Annotated in this window: 8 protein-coding genes; 2 read left to right on the forward strand and 6 right to left on the reverse strand. The window is 75.6% G+C overall.

The window, feature by feature from the left end:
• Positions 1-104: 104 nt before the first annotated feature.
• On the reverse strand, positions 105-740 hold the full coding sequence (locus ACFV0O_RS30020) for a TetR/AcrR family transcriptional regulator (protein ID WP_380346791.1): 636 nt from the start codon (positions 738-740) through the stop codon (positions 105-107).
• A gap of 131 nt (positions 741-871) precedes the next feature.
• Here ACFV0O_RS30020 and ACFV0O_RS30025 point away from each other — a divergent pair, with 131 nt between their 5' ends.
• The gene (locus ACFV0O_RS30025; RefSeq protein ID WP_380346793.1) at positions 872-3,070 is read left to right on the forward strand and encodes an MMPL family transporter; all 2,199 of its coding nucleotides are present in this window, start codon (positions 872-874) and stop codon (positions 3,068-3,070) included.
• A gap of 889 nt (positions 3,071-3,959) precedes the next feature.
• Here ACFV0O_RS30025 and ACFV0O_RS30030 read toward each other — a convergent pair.
• From ACFV0O_RS30030 to ACFV0O_RS30050, 5 genes are all read right to left on the reverse strand, one after another.
• On the reverse strand, positions 3,960-6,191 hold the full coding sequence (locus ACFV0O_RS30030; protein WP_380346794.1) for an MMPL family transporter: 2,232 nt from the start codon (positions 6,189-6,191) through the stop codon (positions 3,960-3,962).
• A gap of 154 nt (positions 6,192-6,345) precedes the next feature.
• Complete coding sequence (locus tag ACFV0O_RS30035) at positions 6,346-8,382, reverse strand: NHL repeat-containing protein (protein WP_380346796.1); 2,037 nt, start codon at positions 8,380-8,382, stop codon at positions 6,346-6,348.
• A 205-nt stretch (positions 8,383-8,587) separates the two neighbouring features.
• On the reverse strand, positions 8,588-9,010 hold the full coding sequence (locus tag ACFV0O_RS30040; RefSeq protein ID WP_380346797.1) for a heme-binding protein: 423 nt from the start codon (positions 9,008-9,010) through the stop codon (positions 8,588-8,590).
• 98 nt (positions 9,011-9,108) lie between these two features.
• Positions 9,109-10,311, reverse strand: coding sequence for an MFS transporter (locus ACFV0O_RS30045; RefSeq protein WP_380346798.1), 1,203 nt, complete (start codon positions 10,309-10,311; stop codon positions 9,109-9,111).
• Positions 10,312-10,634: 323 nt separating this feature from the next.
• Positions 10,635-11,102 (reverse strand): MarR family winged helix-turn-helix transcriptional regulator, encoded by a 468-nt coding sequence (locus tag ACFV0O_RS30050; RefSeq protein ID WP_380346800.1) that lies wholly within the window; start codon positions 11,100-11,102, stop codon positions 10,635-10,637.
• Between the two features lie 340 nt (positions 11,103-11,442).
• Between ACFV0O_RS30050 and ACFV0O_RS30055 the strand changes: the two genes are divergently transcribed.
• Positions 11,443-12,033, forward strand: a complete 591-nt coding sequence (locus tag ACFV0O_RS30055; protein WP_380346801.1) for a lytic polysaccharide monooxygenase — start codon at positions 11,443-11,445, stop codon at positions 12,031-12,033.
• Positions 12,034-12,215: the final 182 nt, after the last annotated feature.

The raw sequence follows: 12,215 nt of genomic DNA on the forward strand, positions 1-12,215 counted from the left end.
TGGTTGCAGCGATAGCCCATTCAAACTTTTTCCTTCCGCGGAGCCCCCCCCCCCGCCGGCCCCCGGCCCGGGTGTAGGCGCCCCCCCCCGGCGGGGGCCGGGGTTCATCCCCGTCCGTCCGCCCCCTCCGCCCCGACGGCGCCGGTGAGGAGCGCGTGCACGGCGGCGGCCATGGTGTGCCGCGCCTGTTCGACGCTCAGGCCGCTGTCGCGCCAGTGGTGCCAGGCGCTCCAGGTGGTCACCGCGTCCAGGGCGTTGAGCAGGTCCGTGCGGGCGGGCCCGGGGAGCGGGTCGAGTTCCGCCGCGAAGACCTGTGCGAGCCGCAGGCGGGCGAAGTCCAGCATCTGCCGGACGGCCTCCAGGACCCGGGGGGACGGGTTCTCCAACCGCATGACGGCGAGCCTGGCCGGGGTGACGCCCTCCAGGATGCGCGCGCGCTGTTCGGTGATGGCCGCCACCCGCACTTCGCGCGGCCCCTCGGTGGGCAACGGCCTGATCTGGGCCGCGAGTTGTTCCAGGCGCCGGTCGACGGCGACTTCGGCCAGTTCGGCCATGTCCGCGAAGTGGTGGAACACCAGCCGGCGCGAGACGCCCGCCCGTTCGGCCACCTTGTCGGCGGGGAAGTGCGCCTGGTTCTCGTCGAGCAGCGACAGCACGGCGTCGGCGATCTTCTCGCGGGTCTGGCGCCCGCGTTCCGTGCGCCCGTCAGGGACGGGCGCGGCGGCCTCGGTCCGTTTCACGTGGGCTCCTCGCCCTCTCGTTGACATTGTTGCACCGTGAGTGCAAGTGTACGCGTTGCACTGAGAGTGCAATGAGTTTGGCGGGGGCCCGATCGCGCCTCCCGCCGCACGAGAAGGGCTGTCCGTCGCCGATGTTCACCACTGTGGGGCGCTGGTGCGCCCGCAGGCCCAAGCGGGTCGTCGCGGCCTGGCTGCTGCTGGCGGCCGCCGCGCTCACCGCCCTCGCGACGTTCGGGCGCGTCACCAGCGAGGCCGTCTCCATTCCCGGCAGCGACAGCCAGGCCGCGCGGGACCTCGCCGACCGCGCGTTCCCCGCCCCGGCCTCCGGCAAGCAGCCCGTCCTGCTCCACACCCCGGCCGGCGGCCCCGCCCTCACCGACCCGGCCACCGCCGCCGCGGTGCGCAGCGCGGCCGCGGCCGTCGCCGCCGTCCCGCACGTCGCCGCCGTCACCACGCCCTACGACCCGGCGGGCGCGGGCGCCATGAGCGCCGACGGCCACACCGCCTACCTCTCGGTCGAACTCGACGTCACCGGACGGGAGGTGACGCCCGCGACGACCGCTGCCGTGCTCGCCGCGGCGGCCCCGGCCACCGCGGCCGGCGTCGAGGTCACCCCCGGCGGCTACCTGGCCGCCGCGGTCGACAAGGGGAGCACCGGGCGCAGCGAGGCCATCGGCCTCGGCGCCGCCCTGGTGATCCTCACCCTCACCCTCGGTAGCCCCGTCGCCGCCGCACTGCCGCTGCTCGCCGGTGTGATCGGGCTCGGCATCGCGCTGCCCGTCCTCGGCCTGGCCGGGCACCTGATGGACGTGCCCGAGGCCGGCGAGACCATCGCCGCCATGATCGGCCTGGGTGTCGGCATCGACTACACCCTCTTCGGCCTCACCCGCTTCCGGGACCTGCGTGCCGCCGGGGCCGGCATCGAGGACGCCGCCGTGCGCACCACCGCCGGCTCCGGCAAGTCCGTCGCCTTCGCCGGCAGTGCCGTCGTCGCCGCGCTCGCCGGACTGGCCCTGGGCGGACTGCCGCTGCTGTACGCCCTGGCGCTCGCCCCCGCGATCGCCGTGGTCACGGCGCTGGGCGTGAACCTCACCCTCCTGCCCGCGACCCTCGTCCTGCTCGGCCGGCGGCTGACCCCCCGCGCGGCCGCCCCGGCCCCCGGCGGGCGCCCGCGCGGCTGGGGGAGGATCGCCGCCCTGGTCGCGGCCCGGCCCTGGCCCCTGCTGCTGGCCGGCCTGGCCCTGCTCGGCGCCCTCGCCGTCCCGGCCGCCCGCCTGCACCTCGGCCAGCTGGACGCCGCCAGCAAGCCCGCCGGGAGCATGAGCCGCACCGCCTACGACCGGATGGCCGAAGCCTTCGGCCCGGGCGCCAACGGCGTGCTCCAGGTCGTCGACGTCCTGCCCGCCCCGGCGCCCGCGGGCACCGCCGACCCCCGGACCGCGGCCGTGACCACCGCGCTGCGCGGGGCGGAGGGCGTCGCCGCCGTCAGCCCGCCCGCGCCCGCCGCCGACGGCCGCACCGTCCGCTGGCAGGTCACCCCGGCCACCGCCCCCGCCGACCCCGCCACCACCGCCCTGGTCCACCGCCTGCGCGCGCAGGTGCTGCCCGCCGCCACCGCGGGAAGCGGCCAGGTGCTGCACGTCGGCGGCACCCCCGCCGCCCAGGCGGACCTCAACGCGCGGATCGCGCAGCGCATGCCGCTCGTCGTCGGCTTCGTCCTCACCGTCGCGGGCCTGCTCCTGCTGCTGGCCTTCCGCTCGCCGGTCGTCGCGCTGAAGGCCGCCGTGATGAACCTGGTCTCGGTCGCCGCCGCCTACGGCGTGCTCACCGCGGTCTTCCAGCAGGGCCACGGCGCCCGGCTGATCGGCCTGGAGGGCGCCGTGCCCGTGCCCGGCTACGTGCCGCTGCTGATGTTCGCCGTGCTCTTCGGCCTGTCGATGGACTACGAGGTCTTCCTGCTCAGCGCCGTGCGGGAGGGCTACCTGAAGGAACGGGACAACCGCCGCGCCGTGGTGGCCGGACTCGCCGGCACCGGACGGATCATCAGTTCGGCCGCCCTGATCATGGTCGCCGTCTTCCTCGGCTACCTGCTCTCCGACGACCCGGTCGTCAAGATGTTCGGCATCGGCCTGGCGACCGCCGTCGCCCTGGACGCCACCGTCGTCCGCGGCCTGCTGGTCCCCTCCACCATGGTCCTGCTCGGCGACGGGAACTGGTGGCTGCCCCGGTGGCTCGACCGCCTCCTGCCGCACATCGACATCGAGGGCGACGGCTCCGGGGAGCACCCCGCCGCGCCGCACCCCGCCGACCCGTCACCCGCGACCCGGTGAGCCCCGCGGGCCGACGCCCGCCGGACCGCCCGGGCCCGCAGCCCCACCCTTCCCCGACCCGATCCACCCGCCAGGAGCAGTTCCCGATGCACCCGCACCCGCGCCGCCTGCCGGCGCTCACCGCCGTCGCCCTCACCGCCCTCACTGCCGGCGGCGCCGCCCTCGCGGCGCCCGCCGCCCACGCCGCCCCCGACTGCGGGCGCGCACCGCTCCAGTACTCCGTCGACGGCGGCGCCCACTGGACGAACAGCGCGACGATGCCCGCCGAGTCCGCCACCGTCCAGGTCCGACTGGCCGGAGAACCGGCCGCCGGCTGCGACTACCACGTCTCGCTGGGCTCCTACGAGGCCCAGGGCCCGACCTGGGCCACCTCGGGCCGCCAGACCTTCCTCGGCTGGGCGACCACGACGCTCACCCGCGAGCACTACCGCGACACCCTCGACGTCACCGGCCACCTGCCGCGCTGCTACGGCGAACTGGCCCTCTACGCGGTCGGTGAGAAGTACGACGGGAGCGACAGCGACCACCCGCTGCCGCACTACCCGGACGAGCCGTTCTCCGGCCTGGCGATCGCCTCCTGGAACGGCGGCACCGCCTGCGCCCCCACGCCCACGGCCGGCCCGACGTCCACCCCGACGACCCCCGCCCCGGTGCCGTCCACCCCGACGACCGCCCCGACCACCGCAGCCCCGACCACCGCGGCCCCGACGACGGCCGCCCCCGCCCCCGCGCCGTCCCCGACCGGGCCGGGCACACCGTCCCGGACCCCGACACCCGCCCCGACGCTGGCCGCCACCGGATCGGACGACGGCCTGCTGACCGCCGCCGCCCGGCGCGGGGCCGACGGCTCAGCCGGCGTCCGCAGCGGCGTCCACGGCCTGCCCGGCCGCTACGCCCGCTCGCCCTCGCCCTCGGTGTCGAGGTGCGGCAGGACCCGGTCCAGCCAGCGCGGCGTCCACCACGCCTTCGCCCCCAGCAGCGTCATCACCGCCGGCACCAGCAGCAGCCGCACGACCGTCGCGTCCACCAGCACGCTCACCGCCAGGCCCAGCCCCATCATCTTGATCACGATGTTGTCGCTGACGATGAACGCGGCGAACACACTGACCATGATCAACGCCGCGCAGGTGATCACCCGCGCCGTGATCTCCAGCGCGTGCGCCACCGCGTCCCGGCTGCGTCCCGTGCGCAGCCAGGCCTCGTGCACCCGCGACAGCAGGAAGATCTCGTAGTCCATGCTCAGCCCGAAGACGATCGCGAACATCATCATCGGCACGTAGCTCTCGATCGGCACCTTCCCCGAGACCCCCAGCGCCTGCCCGCCCCAGCCCCACTGGAACACCGCCACCACCACCCCGTACGAGGCCGCGATCGACAACAGGTTGAGCACCGCCGCCTTGACCGCGACCAGCAGGCCCCGGAAGACCACCAGGATGACCAGGAAGGCCAGCCCGACCACCACCGCGATGATCAGGGCCAGCCGGCTCGCCACGATGTCCAGGAAGTCGACCTGGGCCGCGGTGTTCCCGGTCACGTACGTCCTCGCCCCGGTGCCCGCCACCGCGTCCGGCAGCACCGTGTCCGACAGACGGTTGACCAGGTCGGTGGTGGCCCGGTCCTGCGGCCGGTCGGCCGGGACGACGGTGCCGAACAGCACCGCGCCGTCCGGACTGGTCTGCAACGGCGTGCTGCTCGCGGCGCCCGGCACACCCGTGAGCGACTGCTGCACCGCGGCCAGCACGGCCGGCCGCGACCCGGCGGGCACCGCGCTCTGGTCGACGACCACGGTCAGCGGCCCGTTCGACCCCGGACCGAACGCCGCGGACATCAGGTCGTAGGCACGCCGGTCGGTGAAGGAGGTGGAGTCCGCGCCGTCGTCGATGTGACCCAGCTGGATGGAGAACAACGGGATCGACAGCACCGCCAGCACCGCCACCCCCACGGCCAGGTACCGCCACGGGTTCGCCTCCACCCGCCGGGCGTAGCGGTGCCAGCTCCCGCCCTCCACACCCCCGTCACCGCCGGCCTCGGCGATCGGACGGCGCACGCACACCCGGTCCATCCGGCGCCCGATCGACCCCATCAGCGCCGGCAGCAGGGTCAGCGCCCCGAGCACCGCCGACACCACCGTCACCGCCGCCGCCGCACCCAGCTTGGCGATGAAGGAGATCCCCGACACCGACAGCCCGGACAACGCGATGATCACCGTGCAGCCGGAGACCAGCACCGCCCGCCCGCTGGTGGCCACCGCCTGCCCCGCGGAGGCCACCGGATCCACCCCGTCCATCAGGTTCTGCCGGTGACGGGTCAGCAGGAACAGCGCGTAGTCGATGCCCACCCCGATGCCGATCATCGTCGCCAGCGTCGGCGCGACCGTCGCGAAGGTGGACAGCGCCGCGATCAGCCCCAGCACCCCCAGCCCCACCACCGCCGCGAACAACGCCGTCAACAGCGGCAGCCCGGCCGCGACGACACTGCCGAACCCCACCAGCAGCACCACGATCGCCACCGCGAACCCGATCGCCTCACTGGCCCGGTCGTCCGGCGCCGGCCGGGCCAGCTCGCCCAGCGGCCCCCCGTACTCCACCTGCACCCCGGCCTCCCGCAGCGGCGCCACCGCCTCGTCCACCCCGGCCAGGTACTCGGTGCCCAGCAGCGTCGGCGCGGTGTCGAACCGGACGGTGATGTACCCGGTCGTCCCGTCGGCGGACAGCGGACCGCCCGGCGGGGACGGCTGACCCGGCGGCGGCAGCGGACTCTGCACCGACACCACGTGCGGCAACTGCTGGAGCGAGGAGACCGCCTGCGCGATCTGCGGCTGGAAACCGCCCAGCTGCGCCGGGTCGTGCAGCACCACCTGCGAACTGGTGCCCGCCGCGGCCGGCTCGTGCGCCTGCAGGACGTCACGGCCCTGCTGCGCCTGGGTACCGGGCAGCGAGAAGTCGTCGGAGTAGGTGCCGCCGATCGTCTTGTTGGCGGCCTGCACCCCGGCCAGGGCGACGATCCACAGCACGATGACGATCACCGTGTGGCGGGCGCACCACTCGCCCAGACGGCGCAGCGCCGCCCGCTCGGTCGGGCTCGCGGCGGCCGGAGGGGCTTGGCGGGCGGACGGCGGCATGGACGGCTCCCGGGTCTGCTGCGCGCTGGTGCGCCGGATCGGCGCAGTGTTCCCGACGGCGCGCCGCGGCCACCGGTACCGGCGGGTAGTCGCCCCTACGGCCCCGGCCCCGCAGTGGGGCCGGCGCCGCGGGGAACCGCAGGTCAGCGCCCGGTCAGGGCCGGGCGGGTCCGCCCTGCAGGGGGGTGCGGACGGGGGCGGCGGCGCCGACCAGGACGACCAGCTCGTGGCCGCCGGGGTTGGTCCGGACGGGCACGGTGCGCCAGTTGTTGGCCAGCCAGACGTTGCCCGAGGGGTCGATCTGCAGGCCGGTGTTGCGCTCCAGGCCGTCGCTCGGATACCCGGTGCCGGGCGGGGAGATCGGCTGGCCGGTGCGGAACCCGGGCGGACAGGCGGTGAGGTCGGTGCCGCACAGCCGGGCGACGCGGTGGCCGCCGAAGTTGGCGACCCAGACGGTGTCGTCCCCGTCGACGGCGACGCCCCAGGGCAGGAACAGGCCGCCGTCGGTGAAGGGTTCGGGGGCCGGGGTGCCGTCGGGCCCGATCAGGGTGACCGAGGCGCCCGGGAGCGGGCCGGAGCCGGTATCGGTGCCGACGGCGGCGGCGAAGTCGTCCGCGGTGGTGTTCCCGCAGGGCACCGGCAGGATGCCGCTGTTGCTGACCCAGGCGTAGCCCCTGCTGTCGGTGGCGACGGCCAGCGGGCGGCGCAGGCCGCCGCCGGTGACGGTCCGCTCCGGGGTGCCGTCGGCGGCCAGGACCTGGACGCTGTCGTTGCCGTTGCCGCTGACCCACAGCCGCCCGGCGGGGTCGACGGCGGTGCCGAAGGGCTTGCTCAGGGCGGGGGTGGGGACCTCCCGGGCGCGGGTGGCGTCGCCCTCCGGGATCCGGGTCACGCTGTCGCCGCCGCAATTGGCGACCCAGACCGTGCCGGCCCGGTCGGCGGCCATGCCCTGCGGCTGGACGATGCCGCCCCCGCGCCAGCCCTCGCGCGGGGAGAGCGCGGTGCCGTCCGCGGCGAACCGGGAGACGCTGCGCTCCAGCGGGGCCGGGTCGACGGGGCAACCGTCGCCCTGGAAGCCGAAGTTGCCGACCCAGGCACTGCCCCGGGCGTCGACGGTGATGCCGAAGCCGGCCCCGTACAGGCCGCCGCCGCGGTAGGGCGCGCCGGGGGCGTCCCGGCCGGCGGGGGTGAACTTCAGGACGGTGCGGCCGCCGCAGACCGGGACGGCGGGGTCGGCGCCGTAGCGGTAGTTGTTGCTGACCCAGGCGTTGCCGTCGGCGTCGAAGGCGATGTTGCCGGGGCCGTCGAGCTCCCGGCCGTTGCCGTCGTAGCGCAGGGCCACGGTCCAGGCGTCGGGGGCGGCGGGCAGGGCCGGCCGGTAGGTCGGGGTGGTGGCGGCGAGGTCGAAGAGGCCGACGGCGTTGTTCCCGGGGTCGTGGGCGATGTCGACGGCGGCGCGCAGGGTGTCGCGGGGCCGGTCGTGGCCGGGGCTGCGGGCCAGGTCGAACAGCCGGTCGCAGGCGCCGCCGGTGACGCAGGCGGCGAGCAGGTCGGCCAGGGTGTTGAACTCGGCCATGGTCGAGGTGAGGGCGCCGTTGGGCGGCGCGGCGAGCAGGGCGGCGACGTCGCCGGTGCCGGTGTCGGCCAGGTTGTGGGCGACGGCCGCGGCGTTCTGCAGCCCGGGGTGGGGGCCGGAGACGCCGTCCGGGCCGGTGAAGCGGGACAGAGCGTAGGCGACGGCGACGGTGGTGCGCTCGTTGACGACGAGTTCGGGCGGGGCGGCGGCGCCGCCGAGCACCGCGGCGAGCACGGCCGGCCCGCCCCGCCGGGCCCCGTCCGGCCCGGCCCCGTCCGGCGGCGCGCCCTGCGGGGCCCGGCCCGCGGGGCGCCCGAGGTCGGCGAGCACGTACAGCACGGCGCGCGGGTCGTGCGGACGGCGGTAGCCGAGGGTGAAGCGTCCGTCCTCGGCGCTGCGGGCACGGGCCAGCACCCGGGGCGCGGCACCCTCGCCGTCCCCGGCCTGGTAGAGCGTCACCTCGGCGCCGCCGAGCGGGGTGTCGCCGCTGCGCACCACCCCGCACTGGTCGGTGCTCTCCCACCCGGCGGGGGCGGGGGCCGCCGCGTGGGAGGGGCCGGCGGCGAGCTGGGCCAGGAGGGCGGCGGTCAGCAGGACGCCGTGGCGTCGGCGCATGGGGGCTCCGTTCGGTCGCGGGGGGAACGGCGGCCCGTGCGCCCGGCACGGGCGGGGCCGCCGTCCTCCTGCCTGCCACACCGGGGCGCCGCCGTGCGCGACCGGCCGCGGGACGCGGCGGAAATTGCCCGGTACGGGCGAGGCGGTGCGGCGGGAGGTGTCCCCGCCGCACCGCCCCGCCCGTGTCGTCCGGGGGCGCGGTGCCTCAGCGGAGTTCGGCCAGGGCGGCGGTGGCGAAGGCGTGGTCCTGCTCGGGGGCGCCGCCGCCGATGCCGATGGCGCCGATCAGGCGGCCGTCGCGGTGGACGGGGATGCCGCCGGCGATGAACAGCAGGGGGCGGTCCAGCGCGGTGGACAGGGAGTGGAACGGGCCGTCCGGCTTGACCAGGTCGACCAGGTCGGCGGTCGGGGCGTTCAGCTGGAGGGCGGTGTAGGCCTTGCGGGTGCTGGTCTCGCCGGAGATCAGCACGGCGCGGTCGTCGCGGCGGAAGGCGAGCAGGTGCCCGCCCGCGTCCAGGACGGTGATGCCGACCGCGACCCCGGCCGCCTCGGCGGCGGCGCGGGCGGCGGAGACGAGGGTCTCGGCGTCGGTGATGGTCAGCGGGGCGACGGCGGTGGTGGTGCTCATGGGTGGTTCTCCCGTGGTGCGGTGCGGTGCTCGGTGCGGGTGGTGGGGGTGGTGGTGCTCGGTGCGGGTGGTGCGGTGGGGGTGGTGCGGGGCGCCGGTCAGTGGTGCAGGGCGGCGGCGCGGGGCGCGGCGTCCGGGGTGACGGTCGCGGCGGCCCGGTCGCGGCGCTCCAGGGCGGCGGACCAGAAGGCGAGGACGAGCGCGGCGGCGGCGAGGGCGGCGCCGACCCAGTTCGGGGCGGTGTAGCCGAGGCCGGCGGCGATGACGGTCCCGCCGAGCCAGGCGGCCAGCGCGTTGCCGAGGTTGAACGCCCCGATGTTGACGGCCGAGGCCAGGGTGGGCGCGCCGTGGGCCTGGTCCAGGACCCGCTTCTGCAGCGGGGGGACGGTGGCGAAGCCGAGGGCGCCGACGAGCAGGATGGTGACGGCGGCCAGGACCTTGTCGTGCGCGGTGAGGGTGAACAGGGCCAGCACGACCGCGAGGCCGCCGAGGGTGGTGTAGAGCATCGGCATCAGCTTGCGGTCGGCGTACCTGCCGCCGAGCAGGTTGCCGAGGAACATGCCGACGCCGAACAGCACCAGCAGCCAGGTGACCGCGCCCTCGGAGTAGCCGGCGACGTCGGTCATCATCGGGGCGACGTAGGTGATCGCGGCGAAGACCCCGCCGAAGCCGAGCACGGTCATCGCCATCGCGAGGAGCACCTGCGGGTTGCGGAAGGCGGTCAGCTCGCCGCGCAGGTGGGCGCCTTCGGGGCGCGGCATCGCGGGCACCAGCCTGGCGATGCCCAGCAGTCCGAGCACGCCGAGCACGGCGACGCCGCCGAAGGTGGTGCGCCAGCCGACGGCCTGGCCGACGAAGGTGCCCAGCGGCACGCCGACGATGTTGGCGACGGTCAGCCCGGTGAACATGGTGGCGATGGCGCCGGCCTTCTTCCCGGGGGCGACCAGGTCGGCGGCGACGACCGAGCCGATGCCGAAGAAGGCGCCGTGGGCCAGGGAGGTCACGATGCGCCCGGCCAGCATCAGCGGGAAGGTCGGGGCGAACGCGGAGAGCAGGTTGCCGGCCACGAACAGGCCCATCAGCAGCATCAGCATCGTCTTGCGGTTGATCCTGGTGCCGAGCGCGGTCATCAGCGGCGCGCCGAGGACGACGCCGAGGGCGTAGCCGGTGACCAGCAGGCCCGCGCTGGGGATGGAGACGCCGAAGTCGCCGGCGATCCGGGGCAGCAGGCCCATGATCACGAACTCGGTGGTCCCGATCCCGAACGCGCCGATGGCCAGGGCGAGGAGAGCGAGAGGCATGGGCCGTCCCTTCTGTGCGGTTGCTTGAGTGGGCGCCTAGCGTGCTTTCACAATAGTTGCAGACGCGCGATAAGTGCAAACGCCGACAGGAGGCGTTCGCCATGGGGCCTGGTCGGGGGCGTTCCGGTCGGGGGTGTTCCGGTCGGGGGTGTTCCGGCCGGGGCGGTCGGGCCGGTGCCGGGCCCGTGTCGGTGGCGCCGGGGTCGGTGTCGGGGTGTCGGGGTGCCGGGAAACGCGACCGGGCCCGACGCGTCCGTGCCGCGGGGCGGCAGGGGCGGGTCGGGCCCGGTCGGGTGGGGGAGCGGCCGGCGGGCCGCCCGGGGTCAGCTGCGGGACGAAGCGGCGTCGACGGCCTCGACGGCCTCGACCAGTGAGGCCAGCTCGGGGTTGCGGGCGGCCTCGTCGAGCGCTTCCCGCAGGGCGGCGTCGTTGGTCGGCCGGGCCTCCTCCAGGAGCTTCAGGCCGTCCTCGCTCACGTTGGTGTAGATCCCGCGGCGGTCGGTCGGGCACAGGTAGCGCAGCAGCAGGCCGCGGTCCTCCAGCCGGGTGACCAGGCGGGTCGTGGCGCTCTGGCTGAGGACGACGGCGTCGGCGACCTGCTTCATCTGCAGGTGCCCGCCCTCCCCGTCGTGCTGGCGGCTGAGCACGTCGAGCAGCGAGTACTCCCGCACGCTCAGGTCGTGCCCGGACTGCAGGGCGCGCTCGATGTGGGACTCGATCCTGCCGTGCAGGAGGGACAGTGCGCCCCAGCCGTTGGCGAGGGCGGTGAGCGCGGGGTCCGTGGCGGTCATGGGGCCTGGTCTCCTTCCGGATGTGGATGTACTCCAGTCAGAATACGCCATGAAATGAAATATCGGCTAGAGCTTATATAAAGCTTGTGCAAGTATCTTTCCCCCGGAGTTCACGCGACGCCCTGACGTTCGCGCGGCACTCCGGCGGCCGTGCGGCACCCCGACGGCCGCACGGTGGCGCCGGAATGGTTCAGACCATTGACGCGCGGGAAGGCGGCTCCTACGGTGTCCGCAACCGGTCTGGCGCGAGCATGCCATGTCATGGCAGGGCCCCACGCGCACCCCCACGCGCACGCCCCGCGCCGGGCGCACACTCCATCCACCCCCACGGAGGAGCACCATGCGCACACGCCACCTGATCGCGGCCACCGCGGCCGCGATCGCCCTGCCGATCGCGACGGCCTTGCCCGCCCAGTCGCACGGCTTCGTCAACCAGCCGCCGAGCCGCTCCGCACTCTGCGGGGCCAACGCCGTCCCCTGGGACTGCGGCGACATCCAGTGGGAGCCGCAGAGCGTCGAGGGCCCCAAGGGCTTCCCGGGCCGCGGCCCGGCCGACGGCACCATCTGCGCCGGCGGGGACGCCCGGTGGGCGCCGCTGGACGACCCGCGCGGCGGCACCTGGCCCACCACCACGGTGACGGCCGGCCGGCAGCTCACCTTCACCTGGGAGATCGAGGCCCGGCACTCCACCACGAACTTCACGTACTACCTCACCAAGCCCGGCTACGACGCCTCCCGGCCGATCACCCGGGCCGCCCTGGACCTGACCCCGTTCCTGACCGTCCCCTACAACGGCCGCCGGCCCGCCGCCACCACCACCCACACCGCGACCCTGCCCACCGGCCGCACCGGCCACCAGGTGATCGTCGCCGTCTGGGAGATCGCCGACACCGGCAACGCCTTCTACTCCTGCACCGACGTCCGGTTCTGACCCACCGCCGCGTCCCGCCGCCGCCCGCCCCCGCCCGGGCGGCGCCGGCGGGGCGCCGCGCGTCCGGGGCCCCAACAGGCCCGGCCGGGGCGGTCCCGGCCGCGCGCTCCGGAGCCCTTTCCGCGCGCCGGAAAGCCGCAGATCTGTAGATTGAGGGCATTTGGGGGGAGCAGCGCCAGGCT

It is taken from the genome of Kitasatospora sp. NPDC059577 (assembly GCF_042735475.1).
Classification (GTDB): domain Bacteria; phylum Actinomycetota; class Actinomycetes; order Streptomycetales; family Streptomycetaceae; genus Kitasatospora.